Below are 18,192 nucleotides of genomic sequence, written 5' to 3' on the forward strand. Positions count from 1 at the left end.
ACTACACCTTCAGTTCTACTACACTTCCCGGCGTCGAATTGTTCGTGTTGCACCATATTTCGACATTGGACGAATATGGCGGCAGTGCCGAAGAATATTCCCGCTCAGGCAAGAATTCCGACGGCGGATTCGGCGGCCTCTCGGACTTTGCCGGAGGCAACCAACCGGTCAGCCGCCTCCAGCTCCGGCGACAGGAACCGGTCGGTTCCGGGGCCTTCGACAACGGACCGCAGCACCCCGATCACTGCAGCGCCTGCCGGGCCGGGGAGGAGCTCGCCGTCGGACAGCTGCGTCCGAATGTCGATGGCACGGGCGCTCGTCACCAGTTCGATGGCCAGGACGCGGCGAAGGTTCTCCACGGCCTTGCGCAGCTTTCGGGCCGCGTGCCAGCCCATGGACACGTGGTCCTCCTGCATGGCGGAGCTGGGAATGGAATCCACCGACGCCGGGACGGCCAGGCGCTTGTTCTCCGAGACCAGCCCGGCCTGCGTGTACTGGGCGATCATCAGGCCCGAGTCGACACCCGGATCCGCGGCCAGGAACGCCGGCAGCCCGTGCGAACGCGCCGGGTCCAGCATCCGGTCCGTGCGGCGTTCGGCGATGGAGCTGAGGTCCGCAACGGCAATGGCCAGGAAGTCCAGTACGTAGGCCACTGGTGCGCCGTGGAAGTTGCCGTTGGAGCTGACGCGCCCGTCCGGCAGGACCACCGGGTTGTCAATGGCCGCAGCGAGCTCGCGGGATGCCACCAGGGCGGCGTAGTCCACCGTGTCCCGCGCGGCCCCGGCCACCTGGGGTGCGCAGCGCAGCGAGTAGGCGTCCTGGACTTTGGAGTCCCCCACCCGGTGCGAGGCGACGATCGGGGAGTTGGACAGCACACGCAGCATGTTGTCTGCGCTGGCGGCCTGGCCGGGGTGCGGACGCAGCGCCGCATGCAGTTCGGGCACAAAGACCTGGTCCGTACCCAGCAGCGCCTCGACGCTGAGCGCGGCGGTGATATCCGCCGTAGTCAGCAGTTGGCGAAGGTCCGCGATGGCCATCAGGAGCATGCCCAGCATTCCCTCGGTGCCGTTGACCAGCGCCAGGCCTTCCTTCTCGGCGAGGGTGACCGGTTCGATACCGTGCCCGGCGAGCAGCTCGGCGACAGGTGCCTCACCCCGCCCGCCGTACGTCACGCCGTCGGGCCCTTCCGCTTCGCCCTCGCCCATCAGCACCAGGGCGCAGTGGGACAGCGGGGCGAGGTCGCCGGAGCAGCCAAGCGAGCCGAATTCGCGGACCACCGGGGTGATTCCGGCGTTGAGCACGTCCACCATGGTCTGCAGGACGACCGGGCGGACGCCGGTGCGGCCGGAGGCCAGTGTCTTGGCGCGCAGGAACATGATGCCGCGGACCACCTCGCGTTCCACGGCCGGGCCCATGCCGGCGGCGTGGCTGCGGATCAGCGATTTCTGCAGCTGGGTGCGCAGCTCGCCGGGGATGTGCCGGTTGGCCAGCGCGCCGAAGCCGGTGGAAATGCCGTAGGCGGGGGTCTCGCTGTGCGCGAGTTCGTCGATGTGCGCGCGGACCTTCGCCACCGTGTCCAGCGCCTCCTGGGCGATGGTCACCTGGGCGTTGTGACGGGCGACGGCGACAACGTCCTCGGGCGTGACGCCGCTGGAGCCGAGGGTGACGGTGAGCGGCGAGTGGGTTGTGACGGTCACTTTGTGATTCCTTCTTGCATCGGGATGCGGACGCCGCGTTCTTTGGCGACGTCGGTGGCGCGGTCGTAGCCGGCGTCGGCGTGGCGGATGACGCCCATGCCGGGGTCGTTGGTGAGGAGGCGTTCGAGTTTCTGCGCGGCGAGGTCGGTGCCGTCGGCGACGGAGACCTGGCCGGCGTGGATGGAGCGGCCGATCCCGACGCCGCCGCCGTGGTGGATCGAGACCCAGGTAGCGCCGGAGGCGGTGTTGAGCAGGGCGTTCAGCAGCGGCCAGTCCGCAATGGCGTCGGAGCCGTCGGCCATGGCCTCGGTCTCCCGGTACGGGGAGGCGACGGAGCCGGAGTCGAGGTGGTCGCGGCCGATCACGATGGGCGCTTTGACCTTGCCGTCCTTGACGAGCTGGTTGAACAGCAGCCCGGCCTTGGCGCGGTCGCCGTAGCCCAGCCAGCAGATCCTGGCCGGCAGGCCTTCGAACTCCACCCGTTCCTGCGCGGCGTCGATCCAGCGGTGCAGGTGCTTGTTCTCGGGGAACAGTTCCTTGATCGCCGCGTCGGTGACCGCAATGTCCGCCGGGTCACCGGAGAGCGCGACCCAGCGGAACGGGCCCAGGCCCTCGCAGAACAGCGGCCGGATGTAGGCCGGGACGAAGCCGGGGAATTCGAAGGCGCGGGTGTAGCCGCCGGTGCGGGCCTCGTCACGGATCGAGTTGCCGTAATCGAAGACCTCGGCACCGGCGTCCTGGAACTCCACCATCGCCTGGACCTGCTTCGCCATGGAGGCCTGGGCCTTCTTCGTGAACCCTTCCGGGTCCGCGGCGGCCTCGGCCTGCCACTCCTCCACGGTGATGCCCTCGGGCAGGTAGGATAGCGGGTCATGCGCACTGGTCTGGTCCGTGACGATATCGACCGTGAGCTCGCCGGCGATGTGGCGGCGCAGGATCTCGGGGAAGACCTCGGCGGCGTTCCCGACGTACCCCACGGACCAGCCCCGGCGCTCTTCCTTCGCCTTCAGGACCTTGGCGATGGCGGTGTCGAGGTCCGTTTCGACCTCGTCGAGGTAGCGTTTGCCGGCCCGGCGGCGCAGCCGGGTCTCGTCGACGTCGACAATCAGGCAGGCGCCCTCGTTCAGGGTCACCGCGAGCGGCTGCGCACCGCCCATGCCCCCGCACCCGCCGGTCAGGGTCAGGGTCCCGGCGAGGGTACCGTCCTCGTCGCCGGTGAGCTTGCGGGCGATCGCGGCGAAGGTCTCGAAGGTGCCCTGCAGGATGCCCTGGGTGCCGATGTAGATCCAGGACCCCGCGGTCATCTGGCCATACATCATCAGGCCCTCGGCCTCGAGCCGGCGGAACTCGGGCCAGTTCGCCCAGTCGCCCACGAGGTTGGAGTTCGCCAGCAGCACCCGCGGCGCCCACTCGTTGGTCCGGAACACACCCACCGGCTTGCCGGACTGGACCAGCAGGGTCTCGTCCTTCTCCATGGTTTCCAGGGTGCGGGTGATCGCATCGAACGCAGCCCAACTGCGGACGGCACGGCCCGTGCCGCCGTAAACCACCAGATCATCCGGGCGTTCGGCGACCTCGGGGTCCAGGTTGTTCATCAGCATCCGCAGCGGGGCTTCGGTCTGCCAGCTCTTGGCGGTGAGCTCGGTGCCGCGGGCAGCTTTGACCGGGCGGGCACCGGTAGTGAAATCGGCGGGTGTCATGAGGGGGCTCCTTTGTGTTCTGGGCGAGTACGAGGTTCGCGGTGTTGGGAAGAGGTTCTGTATCAACTAAAGCCGTTCCAGGCCGGGCCGGACAGGGCTTTCGGAGGGGTGGTGTCCGGGATTCCAGACCGCTGCGGTGTTCCTGTCGGACCGCCGGCGAGGCAGAGCCAGCAGGCGGCGGGCAGCACTACTTGGCAGGGCGTCCGTGGATGCGGATGGACAGTTCGTCCGCTACTTTCTGGACCCGCGCGGCGAGCGCCGGCCATTGGTCCGCCGGCAATTTGTCCTCGAGGAACGTGACGGCGACTGCCGCCGTCGGCCATCCCACGTGGTCCGTGACAGCGGCGGCGATCGAGCCGAAGCCGGGCGTCACCTCGCCATGTTCGGTGGCGTAGCCGCGCTGCCTCACTTGGTCCAGGTGCGAGGACAGCGCGGAGTACTTCATGATGGCGCCCTCCACCTCATGCCGGGCGGTGAAGGCCTCGGCATTCGGGTAAAGCGCCCGGACCTGGGACTTGGGCAGTGCGGCGAGAATGGCGCGGCCGCTGGCGGTGAGGTGGCTGGGAAGCCGGACGCCGACGTCGGTCACCAGGGAGGGGCGGTTCTTGGCCCGTTCCTCCACAATGTAGAGCACGTCGCGGCCATGGAGCACCGCCAGGTGCGCGCTCTCACCGATCACGTCCACCAGCGACGCCAGCAGCGGCCGGCCCAGGCGGGACAGCGGTTCCTGCCGCGAATAGGCCGAGCTCAGCTCGAAGGCACTGATGCCCAGCCCGTAGCGCTGCTCCTCGTGCAGATGGAGGACAAAGCCGTTCGCCTCCATCACCCCGAGCAGGTGGTAAACGCTGGAGCGCGGCAATCCCAAGGACGTGGCAATGCTCGACGCCGCCATCGGCCCCCGCTTCGAGGCCAGCAGCTTGAGGATACGCAGGGTGTTCTCGGCGGCGGGGACTTTGGACGTCGCCCTTGGTTCACTGCCCGCCTCTGGCCTTGCTTCCGCGCTCGACACCACTGCACTCGACTCCACTGCGCCCTCCGTCATTTCTCGCGGGGCTTCCGGCCATGTCCGGGATCCCGTACTTAACCTTGCGCCCACGACCGGTCCTCTAAGGGCCATCAAAACACGGCAGGTGTCCGGGATGCCAGACATAGCCGGTCGTGCGCCCCTTCCCGCCTACTGCGCCTGGGTTGTCGTCCCGGCCCGCCCGGGTCCGCTCGGGTCGGATCGGGTCGGATCGGGTCCGGCGGCCTCCGGCGGCGCTGGTCGTAGGCTGAAGCGTATGGCCTCAACCACCGATATCCTTGCCGCGTACGATTCCCAGCTCCGCCGGCTGGTTCCCCCAGCCGTTCCGCCAGGCCACGAATATCAGCTGCTGGGACCCCTGCTACGTGTGACCGGACAGCGGCGGGGCTTCATCGAATCGGCTCGTGACCTCGGTGTGGAGGGCGGGATGCTCGACAGGATGATCGTCGAACAGCGTGAGTACTTTGCCGGCCGGGGGGAGGCCGTCGAATGGAAGACCCGGGCGCATGACTTCCCAGCTGATCTTGAGTCCCGTCTCCGCGCAGCAGGCTTCGTACCGGAAGACCGCGAGACCGTCCTGGTGGGTGAGACGGCCGCGATGGCCGGTGAACCTGTGGTCCCGGAGGGTATTCAGGTGAGGCTTGCCCGCGAACGCCCTGACCTGGAGCGCATCGCGGCGATGAAGTCTGAAGTGTGGGCCGCCGATTACAGCTGGGTGGCCGCTGATCTGCAGCACCGGCTGGCCTCGGACCCAGAAAACCTGGTGGTCTTCCTGGCCGAGGCCTCGGGGGAAGTGGTCTCGGCGGCCTGGCTGGAGATCAATCCCGGCACGGACTTTGGCGGTTTGTGGGGCGGGTCAACTTTGCCTGCCTGGCGCGGGCGCGGGATCTATAAGGCTCTCGTTTCCGCACGCGCCGAGGTGGCGGCCGCCCGGGGAGTGAAGTATCTGCAGGTGGACGCCTCCGCTGACAGCGAGCCGATCCTGCGAAGGTTGGGATTCAGGGCAATCACCACCACCACGCCGTTTGTGTGGACTCCTCCTGCAAAGGGACATTGAAGCGCAGAGCGACTCATCGTCCTAGATGTTCCAAGACGCTGGCGTTCGATGTGGTCGGAGACGGCCGCTCCTCCGGGGACGCGTCTTCTGTCCGGGGTTGGTCGCGCTGGTGGTCCTCGGGCAGGGACAGGTCGCCGGGCGAGTGTTGAGGATCCGGGCCGAAATCCTGAAGTCTTAGCCTTTCACCAACTTCTTGATGCCCCAGCTGTTCCTCGATCTGGTGTGGCCAGGGTTGCGGCCACTCAGGTGGTTCCCAGTCGGGGTGTTCGCTGGCGTAGTGGCGTCCGCTGGGTGATATCCAGCCGGGTGGTTCGTTCTTGGTGGCGGCGGTGGGTTTCCAGGCGGTGGTGTGTCTGAGCCTGTGGTGCTTATGGCAGGGCTGGCCGAGATTGCTGATCCCGGTGCTGCCTCCTTTGGCCCAGGCGAGAAGGTGGTCTGCTTCGTTGTCGAGGGAGTGGTTGCTGCAGCCGGGGAACGGGCATTTCCCGTCGCGCAGTCGGAGCCATTGGCGTTGGGCTTTCGTGAGCCGGTAGCTGGTCCGGCCAATCTCAAGCGGTGCGCCGTCCCGGGGATCTGTCAGGACGCGGTAGAAGGACTCCACGCCGTCGGCAATGAGACGCCGGGCCATGGACGGCGGGATCGGCCCGTAACCATCGAGCATGGCCGGCTCGTCGGTGCGGCCCAGCAGCGCCATCACCGGGACCGTGATCAGAACCTGAGCGCGCGGCGACGGAACACCTCCGACTATTCCCCCAGAGGGGTCCCCGGCGCTCCCGAGGAGCCAGGTGGCGACGGTGTCGGCGCGGAGCTGGCTCAGGTTCCGGTCCTCATGAGGCCCCTGCAACGCCCTGGCCGCAGAGGTGGCCCGGTTCCAGATCCCCGCGGCGGTGTCCGCAGGGAGGTAGGCGGAGAGCCAGGCCATGCCGTCGCGGTCCGGGGCATATTCCAGGCGCCGGTCCGCGGCGCTCTTGATGTGGCGTTTTTCGATGCTGACCGGGTGATGCCTCTCCCGCCAGCTCCGGGCCTTGTGCCGGAACCTGCCGGGGATGAGCCCACCGGCGAAGCCACGTGCCGGATTCACCGCGTGGGGGTCCAGGAAATGTGCCTCCAACGCCGCCGCGCCCGGCCTGTCGAGGTTCACGGTTTCGTCGACCATGATCCGGGCGTGCTGCCACGAGATCGTCCCGGCCTGCAGCGCCGACAACGTCAAGGCAGAGCAGTGGTCAGGGAATGCGCCTCGGCAAGCAGGGCACCGGCGGCGCGTTCGCTGACCGTCAGCACGCACGCGACCTCCGCAATCACGGCCATTTCCTGCCCGGTGTTGTCCTCGGGCGACGTTGCAGGGCCAGCCAAAGCCTCGGCAGCTGCGGTGTAACCGGCAGCCAGCCAGGCCTTCAGGGCGGCACTTTTCGCGTCCAGCCGTGAGATCTCGGCCAGCCCGTCTAGGAGTGCATCTGCTCTCCGACGCACCGGATCAGGGTCCCCGGAATAGTTGGAATCGGTCCCGTCCCGGAGCACCACAGCAAGCTCAACGAAGGACACCGAAAGGGCCTCCGCCGTCGCCACCGCTGCTCTGCTATCCATACTCAAATCATCCCCGCGAGGGTCTGACAATAACGGCGAGGCCGAACGGCTATGTGCATAACTCCGCTGACGTCATGGTTGACGTGTCGGCGGAGCTGGGCGGGGCTGGGCGGGGCTCAAGTGTCCCCGCGCGCAGGGGGCTCAAGTGTCCCTTCGCGCCTTGTAATGGGGGACGGTGAGGAGCGTCAGATGCTGACAACAACCTTGCCGCGGACGCGCCCTTCGTGCATGTATTCGACGGCGGCCGGCGCCTCAACGAGCGCATAGACCTTGTCCACGGCAGGCTTCACACTGCCGGCTTCAATGAGCATGGTCAGCGCCTCGAGATCGCGATAGTTTTCCGTCGAAACAAGCCCCTTGAATTTCTGCCCGGAGAACAGTGACACCAGCGGCGCACCCATCGAACGCTCAAATCCGCCGGTCAGGTTCCCACCGCCCTCGCCGCCGACGATCACCAGCGTTCCCCGCGGGGTCAGCACGCGCCGCAGGACTGAGAACGGCCGGTTGCCGGCGGTATCCAGGATGACGTCGTAATGCTGGCCGGCGCGGGCAAAGTCGTCCCGGGTGTAGTCGATGACGTGATCAGCACCGAGCGACCTGACCAGCTCCACTTTTCCTGTGCTGCAGACTCCTGTGACCTCCGCCGCCCCGAATGCCTTCGCCACCTGCACCGCAAAGGACCCGACTCCCCCGCCAGCACCGATGATCAGCACTTTCTGGCCGGTCGTCACCTGTCCGGCATCGCGGACAGCCTGCAACGCGGTTACACCCGAAATGGGTGCCACCGCAGCTTCCTCGAACGTGAGGTTCGCGGGCTTTGTGGCAACCCTGCCCTCCCTGGCGCAGACAAATTCCGCGAAGGACCCCTCACACGTGCCGAACACTTCGTCGCCCAGCTGGAAGCGCGTGACGCCAGCCCCCACGGCCTCCACTACGCCGGCAACCTCACGGCCGCGGACCGGAAACTTGGGCTTCTTCAGCCCGAAGCCGAAGAGGCGGAGCAGGTACGGCCGCCCGGTCATTAGGTGCCACACACCCTGGTCGACGCCGGCCGCGCGGACCCTGATCAGGACTTCCCCATCGCCGGGCACCGGCAGCGGCATATCCCTTAGTTGGAGCACGTCGGCATTCCCGTAAACGTCCTGCACGATAGCTTTCATGATGCGTCTCCTTGGTGATTCGGGTACTGGAACACGTCCTCGAGCGGCACGCTGAGCACATGGGCGATCTGGAACGCCATCTCCAGGGACGGCGAGTACCGGCCCTGTTCTATGGCGATGACGGTCTGGCGGGTGACGCCCACACGTTCGGCGAGTTCGGCCTGCGTCATCTCGCCCCGTTCGAACCGCAGGCGGCGGATTGAATTGGTCACCCGCGTTGGCTTCACCACGGCTGGAACCCCCGGCGGTAGGCGACGATCTTGGCCACGGAGCCCAGGATCGCGGACAACACAAACGTCAGGTAGATGACGTTTGCGATCCAGAAGTGGTCCACCTCAGCCATCGCCAGGAGCAGCGCCGCGACGCCGCCGATGACCACAAACGACTGCCCGATGTACTCGCCGAAACGGTAGATCTCCCTGTCGCGCTGGTCCTTCTTCCCGGCCTCCTTGGGCGAAAAGATGCCAAAGAGTATGTTTAGCGCGATGGACGCAGCAATGGATGCCCCGATGGTCCACAGCAGTGGAGCCACGTACGGAACCTCGGCAACGGGCATCGTGCCGGCCACGCCCAGGACGATGGCCAGATACACGCCATAAGAGCCCGTGGCCACCACCCCCATGATCCAGGCGCTCTTCTCTTCGAAGGACATTTCCGCTCCCGCCATTCCCACCGGATGTAAAACAAAGCTGACATCTCAAAAGTAAAGAAAACCAGACATGATGTCAATAGTTTTGGACTAGACGCCACGCGAAGTTCAAATGCCGGCCCCAAGTCTGAGATGTAAGACAGGAACCGCCAGTGAGTCTCATCACGTAAGGCGCCAAAGTGATCTGCTGGTTGGCGATCCCCCTCCCAATGACGAGAAGGTATTCGTATGCAGCACGCCGCCACCAGGCAAGACACAGCCGCCCAAGACGCAAGCCCGGCCGAAAAGCCCAAACCGGGATCCGCCGTCGCGCACGTCCTGAACCGGGGACTGAACGTCCGCCATATCCGCTTTATGGCCCTCGGTTCGGCGATCGGAACCGGCCTGTTCTACGGTTCAGCCTCTGCCATCCAGAAGGCGGGCCCGGCCGTGCTGCTGGCCTACATCATCGGCGGTGCGGCTGTGTTTATGGTGATGCGGGCGCTCGGCGAGATGGCCGTCCGCCACCCTGTCTCGGGCTCGTTCGGCCAGTACGCCAGCCGCTACCTCGGCCCGCTGGCCGGGTTTGTGACCGGCTGGACGTATGTCTTTGAGATGGCGATTGTGGCCATCGCGGACGTCACCGCATTCAGCATTTACATGGGCTTCTGGTTTCCGCAGGTGGACCGCTGGATCTGGATCCTGGCCATCATCTGCCTCCTGGCCGCACTGAACCTGCTCAGCGTGAAGGTCTTCGGCGAGCTGGAGTTCTGGTTCTCGCTGATCAAGGTGGTGGCGATCATCGCCATGATCGTTGGCGGCGCCGCCATTATCGCGTTCGGCTTCCAGGCCGGCGGGTCCACCGTGGCTCCGGGCCTCGGCAACCTCGTGGAGCACGGCGGGCTGTTCCCGAACGGCTTCGAGGGGCTCCTGGCCTCGTTCGCCGTCGTGATGTTCGCGTTCGGCGGGATCGAGACGCTTGGCATCACCGCCGGCGAGGCCGCGGACCCCAAGAAGGTTATCCCTAAGGCGGTGAACACGGTGCCGGTCCGCGTCCTGCTGTTCTACGTCCTGACCCTCGGCGTGCTGATGAGCCTCTTCCCGTGGAACGAAATCGGCAGCAACGGCAGCCCGTTCGTCCAGATCTTCAGCGGCCTGGGCATCCCGGCCGCACCGCACATCCTCAACGCCGTGGTGATCACCGCGGCGCTCTCCGCCATCAACAGCGACATCTTCGGCGCCGGCCGCATCCTGTTCGGGCTGTCCGGCCAAGGCCACGCGCCGGCAGTTTTCGGTAAGGTCTCGCGCCATGGCGTGCCGTGGATGACGGTGGTGATGATGGCCGGCATCCTCCTGGTGGGCGTGGTTCTGAACGCGGTCATCCCCGAGGACGTCTTTATCCTGATCGCCTCGATTGCCACGTTCGCCACCGTCTGGGTGTGGGTCATGATCCTGGCTTCCCATGTCGCGATGAAGCGGGAGATCGCGCGGAAGGCCCTGCCGGCGTCGGAATTCCCCTCGCCGTGGTGGCCCGCAGCATCCGTCCTGACCATCGCGTTCATGGCGCTGGTCATCGCCGTCCTGGGCGCCTTCGAGGACACCCGCGTGGCGCTGTACGTAGGAGCGGCGTGGCTGGGGCTTCTGGTCCTCGCCTACCGCCTGTGGGTCAGAGGTAACGGACGACGCCGGGCCGAACTTGTGGACGAAACCTCACCGCTCCCGGTGGTCGCCTCAGCCCGCCGGAGCTAAGATCAGGCATGGTCCCGCTCTCAAACCTTCTCGCGTTTGCGCTGGCATCCGTGGTGCTGATCGCCGTCCCCGGACCCAGCGTGCTGTTCGTGATCGGCCGTTCCCTGGCGCTCGGCTGGAAGGGCGGCGTCCTGACGGTACTGGGCAACGCGACCGGGCAGCTGGTGCAGGTGGCTGCAGTCGCGCTCGGCGTGGGCATTATCGTGGCGCAGTCCGTGGTCCTCTTCAGCGTGGTGAAGCTGGCAGGGGCTGCCTACCTGGTCTATCTGGGCATCAAGGCGATCCGGAACCGGCGCCACAACTCCTTCGCGGATCGTCAGCCAGTGGCCTCCTCGCCACGACGGCTCGTGGCGGAAGGCCTGGTGGTGGGGATCACCAACCCCAAGTCCGTGGTGTTCTTCGTGGCGGTGCTGCCGCAGTTTGTGGACTACCCGTCCGGGGCCATTCCGTTCCAGCTGGCGCTGCTGGGGGCGGTGTTCCTGCTGATCGCCATAGTGTCAGATAGCCTCTGGGCCGTCGCCGCAGGTTCAGCCCGCCAATGGTTTGCCCGTTCGCCCCGCCGGGTTTCAACGGTTGAGGCAACAGGAGGGGCCTTGATGATCGGCCTCGGCGGAACCTTGGCCCTGACCGGCAGCAAGTCCTAGTTGCCCCGCCCTGAAGGCAGGGCAACCAGTACCCGGTGATTCGACCATTAACCTCATGGCTGCCGGCCACTCACCCAGTATTCCCGAAGCATTCATGGCTTCATGACTCAATTTGGGTTGACCAGTCTCGGCTAACCAATGGAGTTTATGTGCGCCGCCTCGTGATGTTCCTCATCGCCTTCGTTGTCCTGTTCGGCCCGGCTACGGCGGCCCAGGCTCATCCGGTCGGGACGACCGGCGTCCTGATCGAGGTCAAAGAGGACCGGTTGGGGCTGACCCTGCAGCTGCAGCTTGATCAGCTGAACAAGGCCACCGGACTTGACCTGGTGCGTGACGGGTCCGTTCCCGCCGGGGACATCGCGCGGCTCGTCAACGAAAAGATAGCGATCACTGCGGGCGACGCCGCCTACACCACGGAAATCACCGGCATCGGTTACGGCACAATCAACGGCAGCGACGCTCTCATCGTCAACGTGGCGGCTGCGTCTCCGTCCCGACCTGGCCCCTTCACCCTGGACTATTCGCTGCTGACCGACAAGCTGAGCGGCCACAAGGTCTACGTCTCACGCGTCGTGGATGGACATGAGGCCGAGCTGCTCGGCGTCATCACTGCGGACCAACCGACGCTGGCCATCGACGTCGACACGGAGAAGGCCAGCGTCGGTGCGATGATCGGGCACGGGATGCACCATATCGCCGACGGCTACGACCACCTGTTGTTCCTGGCAGTGCTGCTGCTGTCGGCGCCGCTTGTGGCGAAGCGGACGGCTGCCGGATGGCGCTGGAGCCCCCGAGCTGACAGTCTTCGCTCGTCAGTGAAACGAATTCTCACCATCGTCACCGCTTTCACGCTCGGTCATTCGATCACCCTGCTGATCGTCAGCCTGGGCTGGTTCACTCCCCCGGTCCAATATGTCGAGACAATCGTCGCGGCATCAATTGCCGTTGCGGCGTGGAACCTGGTCCGCCCCATGTTCGCGCACGGTGAAGTGGTGCTGGCAAGTGTCTTCGGCCTCGTGCACGGCATGGCCTTCGCAACGACCATTCTCGAGATGAACCTCGACACGCCGGACACACTCCTGGCAGTGCTCGGCTTCAACATCGGCATCGAGTTGGCCCAGCTGCTCGGCGTGATTCTGACCGTCCCGCTGATCCACGTCGCGGCCACCGGAAACCACTACCGTCGGCTTTGCGGGGTCTTCGCGGTTTTCGGCATTGTGGCCTCGGCGGCATGGGTGGTTGGCATCTGGACCGACTCGGACTCGGCGCTGACCCCACTCTTCGACGGCGTCGCCGCGTACCCGCTGGTCTCCTACCTCGTGTTCGCGGGGGTTATGCTTCTCCTCGGATTCGCCAAACCCAGGACTATCAGCAAGACCGGAGCCAGGCCCGGGGTCAAGACCGCGGCCTGATAGGGGGCGGCAGGAGCCCGTCGCCTGCCGCCTGGCCGGCGCCATCGGAGGATATCCAGCCCCCTGGACGTCCTATGTCCGATGTCGTTCACCCAGAGTCCACTCAACCGTTGCATTGGGTGGCTACATTTTTCACCGTGAACTATGAAGCGCACCGCGCAAACCTCTTCTGTCGTACCGTTCTCGCGGTCCTGACCGCGACAACGGCCATCCTCCTATCCTCCGTGGGCACCGCCTTTGCCCACGACAGCCGTGAACACGGTGAACTTGTTGTCACCACAAACGGCACCAGCTCCGAAGGGCGTCTGATCCTCGGCAGCGAGATCGTTCCTGTCGACCAGGCCGGCGAGTGGGCCCAGGGCCTGTTCGCCGCAGAGTGCCCCCTCACCGCCCAAGGCGTGGACGGGGCCAGCGGCGGAGCGCCCGGGAACGTCGTGATCGAACTGGCTTGGAGCTGCAGCGTAGCCCAGCTAGACCTTTCCGCACTTTTGAAAGCGGCCACCCTGGAGAACCTGGTAGTCGAATTCGATGGCAACACGGTCGTTGCCAAGGAATCGGCACCCGTGGTTGACGCAATCGGCGCCCACGCTCCCGTTGCGTCCTCGGAATGGCCGGAAATGCTTCCGATCGCCTTGGTCGCCGCGGCTCTGGGACTCGCGGTGGCTGTGATTCTGGCCCGCCGGAAGAGGACCCCGTCAGCTGTCCCGCTGCAGGCAAAGAAGCCGACGCTGGTAAAGCAGCCGAAGCGGTTCCGTGCAGCCCTCAGCGGCGGCCTGGCCGTTATCGCGCTGGCCCCCGTACTGGTGCTCTCGCCCACCGCGGCCATGGCCGCAACGCCTGGACTGAGCCTCACCACGGTGAACCCGAAGGTCGGGACACCGCTCGCATTCCACTACTCCACCGATGCTCCCGCATCCAACAACTGGGTGGGCATCTACGGCCCCAACGACACTCCGGGCCCGATAGCGGCAAGGACCTGGGCCTATGCGCCCCAGGCAGACGGAACGGTGACCCTGGGCAGCGGCGGCTTGAGCGCCGGCACCTGGAAGGCGCACTTCCTGGCCAAGGACGGCTATGCGCCGCTGACCGCGCCGATCATCTTCACACTCGCCTCCTCGAGCACCACTGAGCTTGTGGTGGTTCAGGGCTCGGTATTCACCGACACCAACGCGAACGGCGTCCGCGACGCCGGCGAGCCCGGAATGGCCGACGTGTCCGTCACCGACGGCGCCAGCTGGTCCAAGAGCGGCGCTGACGGCGCTTACAGCATCCAGATGGACCGCTCGCGCCGCGAAACCGACCTGGTCCAGATCGTGTCCCCCAACGGATACACCCCCGCACTGCGCGCCGACTCCGTGCCGCAGCACTTCCGCGAGGTCCCCGCCGGCCCGTCCCCGCTCACCGGCCTGGACTTCGCCCTGGTGCCCGACAAGAACGCGGCAAACCCGACCGAGAAGTGGTCGCTCGTTTCTGACGTGGAAGTCAGCAACACCACCGACCAGGCAGCAGCCTCCGGCCTGCCCACCTGGACCGGACGTGTGAAGGCGATGTCCGAGAACCTCGAAACCACGATGACCATCACCACCGGTGACCTGACGGTCACGGACTACGCCGCAGAGCCCCGCCGCCAGGGCGGCTACAACGTCCTGCGCAACGGCCTGACCGATGGCAAGCTTGGCCACGCCTTCTACCCGGTGATGGGCAACCACGACGTCGGCGGCACCGCCACGTCCGTGGGCTACGGCGGCAGCATGGAGTACTGGCGCCGCAACATGGGTCCGGAGTGGTACAGCTTCGACCGCAACGGCCGCCACGTGGTGGTTCTGGAAAACAACTACGACTCATCCGGCCTCGCACCCCAGCTGCAGTGGCTCAAGGAAGACCTGGGCCGCCACGCCGTGGGCAAGCAGGTGATGGTCTTCGCACACCGCTCGCTGTTCACCAAGTGGGGTCCAGGTGCCGGCATGCAGCCGATCGTGGACGAGCTCGCCAAATACGACGTGCGCATGTTCGCCGCAGGCCACAACCAGCAGGCCGAATTCCGTCGCGGTGCATTCGCCCGCTCGGTTGAGGTCAACAACATGGGCACCTACGGCCTCGACTCCGCCCGGCCCGACTACAAGATCCTCGACTTCTCCACCATCACCGACGACCCGAACACGCCAGCCAACGAGGACATCGGCTATATCGGCGGAACGCACCGCCAGTTCGGCGTAAACGACGACGTCGCACTGGTCAGCCCCGCTGCGGGCAGCACCCACGGCCACAAAGATGGTGTGCCCGTGCAGGTGTTCGTTGAGGACGACGGGCGCACTCCGGCAACGGCGTCGCTGGTTGTGACGAGGAAGGAAAGCGGCACGACCGTGTGGCAGGAGGGCGCCCTCGCGTTCGGAAAGAACACGGCCGCGACCGGGATCGTCAATTGCTACACGCCCCCGGGCGGCACGCCCGAGCCCTGCCCTGATGTCAGGACCTCCTGGACCCGGGCCGGTGCCCACATCGATGGGCTGGAGCCCGGCAACTACACGGCGACCATGACGGCCGTCGACACCGCCGGCAAGGAATGGCCGAAGGTGGTCAACGAGTTCGAGGTGCTTGCCGACATGCGGGTCTCGGAGGCTAACCCGGGCCAGGACTGGCTGCGCCAGGGTGGCGACGAAACCGGCGGATCCGCGAGTGCGGACAACCCCGGCGCCAAGCTTGACCTGAAATGGTCAGCCAACACGGGCGAGCAGTTCCACCTCAACGGTGCGGCCGTGGCCGACGGCAAGGTCATTGTCGCCTCCCGCGCCTTCGATTCGCCCTACAGCATGATGCTCGCCTACGACGCCCGCACCGGTGCCGAAGCGTGGCGCACCTACCTCGACGGCGACGCCGAGTCCTCCCCCACCGTCCACGGCAGCAAGGTCTACCTGACCACCGGCGTCGGACGCGTGTACGCCCTGGACACCGCGAACGGCAAGGTGTCGTGGGAAGCCATCAGCCACGAGCAGGTCATTGGCAGTACCGTCCGCCGCTACGGCCGTGCCGGTGGCCCGGTCAGCGTGTTCGACCTGCCTGACCGGCCTGCCGTTGCTGTGTACCAGGAATGGGACAAGGTCATGTGCCGCAATGCCGACACCGGCGAGGTGCTGCCCGGCGGCTTCTCCGCGCCCGCGGGATGGGGACAGTTCCACAGCGCCGCCATCCGGCAGCCCGGTTCCACCACGGCCTACCTGCACTCCGGCTCCAGCCAGAGCCTGATCGGGATGGACCTGACGAATTGCACGCGCCTGTCCTCGGTGGACACCGCGGGCGATCTGTTCAGCAACTCCACCCCGGCCTTCACGAAGCCCGCCCGTGGCGACGCTCAGCTGGTGACGGCAACGTCCTCCGGCGTCCGGGGGCATAACCCGGCCGCCGGTGGCGCCCTGACCTGGCACGCCAAGCTGGGCACCTCCAGCGCCTGCGAGGCCGGTCCGCCGCCGGTGACCAGCCCCGCCACCTGGGGAGGCATTGCCTACGTGGCAAGCATGGACGGCGTCGTGCGGGCCTATGACACGACGTCGGCCACCCCTGCGGTCCCCCTCTGGGAGGCCCCGATGGGTTATCTGCCGGGCGCAAGCCCGATGGATGACCCATGGAATGTCGCGTCTGGCTGCAAGGCGGCGGGACCGGGTTCCCCGGCTGCGCACGCGCTGGTCACCGAGACCGTCGTCTATGCAGCAACCCGTGACGGACGCGTGGTGGCCCTGGACCGGGCCACCGGCGAACGCCTCGCCGAGTACAACCTCGGCGCTGCGGTCACCTCCGCAATGTCCGTCAGTGGCAACCTCCTGTTCGCCTTAACTGACGACGGAACCCTGCACGCTCTCGCCGCCACCAATTCAAAGGGCGGCAAAAGCTAGCCATGGATAGTTAGGAACAGGGTCAAGAGGCACAGGTGAGCGGCTCCCATCGTTTTGGTGGGGGCCGCTTCCTGGTCCGGACCGCGGCCCCGCGGGGTAGCACCCATGTCGCGAGGCCGCGTCCTGCTTAGGCCGAAGCGAGCGCGGAACGGACGGCGAAAGGCATCGGCGTTGTGGGCCGGCCGATCAGGGTGCGGAGGTCCGAGCCGCTGACCAGGAGGTCGCCACGGGCAATGCCGAGGTCCGAGTCCGCCAGGATGTCGGCGAAGAGCTCCGGCACGCCGAATCCGGCAAGGAGTCCGGCGTAGTCGCTGGCCGGAAGGTCCTGGTACACCACGGGCTTGTTGGCCGCGGCGCTGATTTCCTGGGCCAGTTCGGTGAGCGTGAAGGCGTGGTCTCCGCCGAGCTCGTAGACCTTGCCGGCCTGGTTTTCGGCAACCAGCACGGCTGCCGCTGCCTCGGCGTAGTCCACCCGGGCCGCGGCACTGACCTTGCCTTCACCGGCGCTTCCGGCAAGCGCGCCCTGGGCAAGGGCGCCCTGCAGCTGGTCGGTGTAGTTCTCCAGGTACCAGCCGTTGCGGAGAATGGCGAATGGAACCCCCGAGTCCTTCAGGATGGCCTCGGTTCCCTGGTGCTCAGCGGCCAGCTTCATGGCGGTGGTGTCAGCGTTGGCCACACTTGTGTAGGCCAGCAGTTCCACGCCTTCGGCCTTGGCTGCCTCAATCACCGTGCGGTGCTGGTCCACGCGCTGGCCAACCTCGGTGCCGGAAATCAGGAGAACCTTGTGGGCGCCCTGCAGGGCCAGAGCCACGGACGTGACGTCCGTGTAGTCCATTGCCCTGACCTGGACGCCGCGCGCTGCGAAGTCGGCAAGCTTTTCAATGGACCGGCCGGCGGCCACGATCTCTGCCGCCGGAACGTTGCGCTCCAGGAGGGCCTCGACGACGTGGCGGCCAAGCTGTCCGGTTGCTCCGGTGATGACGATGCTCATGGGTTGGTTCCTTTCACCATTTCTTAGGGGGTCACCTTCCACAACCAGCCGCCCCGCCAATTACTTCCTGAAAGACAGTACGCACTTTTAAGTAAGGTACTCACCTTTTGGTAAGTTATGGGTATGGAAGCGACTGTATGGCCCACCAACCTGCCGGAAGATCTCCGGGCACACCTGCCGGAAGGATTGGCCGACGGCGTGTTCCCGGCTGGGTGCCCCAGCCGCACCGTCCTGGACCACATCACCAGCAAATGGGGAGTGTTGATCCTCCTGGCGCTCTCTGAAGGTGAGCAGCGCTGGAGCGAACTCCGGCGCCGGGCAGAGGGCATCAGCGAAAAAATGCTGGCGCAGACCCTCAAGACCCTGGAGCGCGACGGCCTGGTGCTGCGGAAGGCCCAGCCGGTCATCCCGCCCCGCGTGGACTACAGCCTGACCGAACGCGGCTTTGAGCTGTCCGGCCTGCTCGTCCCGCTCGTCACCTGGGCCTACAACAACGCTGACGACATCCTCAACGGCCAGCGCTGATTTTCGGACCGCCCTGATTCTCGGACAACGATGATTCCCGGCCCGTACCAACCCCTAAATCCCTAAGTAGGACTCGTCCGCAAAGTCGAGTACATGTTACTGGTGTGACTGGTGTGAATAGCGCTTAGCGTAAA

13 protein-coding genes and 1 pseudogene are annotated in these 18,192 nt (G+C 66.2%); 6 read left to right on the forward strand and 8 right to left on the reverse strand.

Annotation, left to right across the window (positions count from 1 at the left end):
- Positions 1-104: 104 nt before the first annotated feature.
- From hutH to MUN23_RS06420, 3 genes are all read right to left on the reverse strand, one after another.
- Positions 105-1,697: a histidine ammonia-lyase gene (hutH, locus tag MUN23_RS06410; RefSeq protein ID WP_248763053.1), complete on the reverse strand. Its 1,593-nt coding sequence runs from the start codon at positions 1,695-1,697 to the stop codon at positions 105-107.
- Complete coding sequence (locus MUN23_RS06415) at positions 1,694-3,397, reverse strand: urocanate hydratase (RefSeq protein ID WP_248763054.1); 1,704 nt, start codon at positions 3,395-3,397, stop codon at positions 1,694-1,696. Before MUN23_RS06415 ends, hutH begins: the two co-directional genes overlap by 4 nt.
- Before the next feature lie 187 nt (positions 3,398-3,584).
- The gene (locus MUN23_RS06420) at positions 3,585-4,406 is read right to left on the reverse strand and encodes an IclR family transcriptional regulator (RefSeq protein ID WP_248764014.1); all 822 of its coding nucleotides are present in this window, start codon (positions 4,404-4,406) and stop codon (positions 3,585-3,587) included.
- Positions 4,407-4,677: 271 nt separating this feature from the next.
- Between MUN23_RS06420 and MUN23_RS06425 the strand changes: the two genes are divergently transcribed.
- Positions 4,678-5,478 (forward strand): GNAT family N-acetyltransferase, encoded by an 801-nt coding sequence (locus tag MUN23_RS06425; RefSeq protein WP_248763055.1) that lies wholly within the window; start codon positions 4,678-4,680, stop codon positions 5,476-5,478.
- Positions 5,479-5,491: 13 nt separating this feature from the next.
- On the opposite strand, the pseudogene MUN23_RS06430 reads toward MUN23_RS06425, so the two are convergent.
- From MUN23_RS06430 to MUN23_RS06445, 4 genes and pseudogenes are all read right to left on the reverse strand, one after another.
- Positions 5,492-7,062, reverse strand: a pseudogene (locus MUN23_RS06430) (DUF222 domain-containing protein).
- Positions 7,063-7,247: 185 nt separating this feature from the next.
- A complete protein-coding gene (locus MUN23_RS06435; RefSeq protein ID WP_248763056.1) occupies positions 7,248-8,222 on the reverse strand; it encodes an NAD(P)-dependent alcohol dehydrogenase in 975 nt (324 codons plus the stop codon).
- Positions 8,219-8,452, reverse strand: coding sequence for a helix-turn-helix transcriptional regulator (locus tag MUN23_RS06440; RefSeq protein WP_058930270.1), 234 nt, complete (start codon positions 8,450-8,452; stop codon positions 8,219-8,221). Before MUN23_RS06440 ends, MUN23_RS06435 begins: the two co-directional genes overlap by 4 nt.
- Positions 8,446-8,874: a hypothetical protein gene (locus MUN23_RS06445; RefSeq protein ID WP_248763057.1), complete on the reverse strand. Its 429-nt coding sequence runs from the start codon at positions 8,872-8,874 to the stop codon at positions 8,446-8,448. Before MUN23_RS06445 ends, MUN23_RS06440 begins: the two co-directional genes overlap by 7 nt.
- Before the next feature lie 225 nt (positions 8,875-9,099).
- Here MUN23_RS06445 and MUN23_RS06450 point away from each other — a divergent pair, with 225 nt between their 5' ends.
- The 4 genes from MUN23_RS06450 to MUN23_RS06465 all read left to right on the forward strand — a co-directional run bounded on the left by MUN23_RS06450 (position 9,100) and on the right by MUN23_RS06465 (position 16,542).
- Positions 9,100-10,599 (forward strand): amino acid permease, encoded by a 1,500-nt coding sequence (locus MUN23_RS06450; protein ID WP_248763058.1) that lies wholly within the window; start codon positions 9,100-9,102, stop codon positions 10,597-10,599.
- Positions 10,600-10,607: 8 nt separating this feature from the next.
- Positions 10,608-11,243: a LysE family translocator gene (locus tag MUN23_RS06455; RefSeq protein WP_248763059.1), complete on the forward strand. Its 636-nt coding sequence runs from the start codon at positions 10,608-10,610 to the stop codon at positions 11,241-11,243.
- Positions 11,244-11,392: 149 nt separating this feature from the next.
- On the forward strand, positions 11,393-12,655 hold the full coding sequence (locus tag MUN23_RS06460; protein WP_248763060.1) for a HupE/UreJ family protein: 1,263 nt from the start codon (positions 11,393-11,395) through the stop codon (positions 12,653-12,655).
- Between the two features lie 137 nt (positions 12,656-12,792).
- Positions 12,793-16,542 carry a PQQ-binding-like beta-propeller repeat protein gene (locus tag MUN23_RS06465; protein WP_248763061.1) on the forward strand — a complete coding sequence of 1,250 codons (3,750 nt, stop codon included), beginning with the start codon at positions 12,793-12,795 and terminating at the stop codon, positions 16,540-16,542.
- Positions 16,543-16,669: 127 nt separating this feature from the next.
- On the opposite strand, the gene MUN23_RS06470 is transcribed toward MUN23_RS06465, so the two are convergent.
- A complete protein-coding gene (locus tag MUN23_RS06470) occupies positions 16,670-17,533 on the reverse strand; it encodes an SDR family oxidoreductase (protein ID WP_248763062.1) in 864 nt (287 codons plus the stop codon).
- A 123-nt stretch (positions 17,534-17,656) separates the two neighbouring features.
- Between MUN23_RS06470 and MUN23_RS06475 the strand changes: the two genes are divergently transcribed.
- Entirely contained in the window at positions 17,657-18,058 is a 402-nt protein-coding gene (locus MUN23_RS06475) for a helix-turn-helix domain-containing protein (protein WP_248763063.1), read from the forward strand.
- Positions 18,059-18,192 lie beyond the last annotated feature (134 nt).

The organism is Pseudarthrobacter sp. SSS035 (assembly GCF_023273875.1).
Classification (GTDB): domain Bacteria; phylum Actinomycetota; class Actinomycetes; order Actinomycetales; family Micrococcaceae; genus Arthrobacter.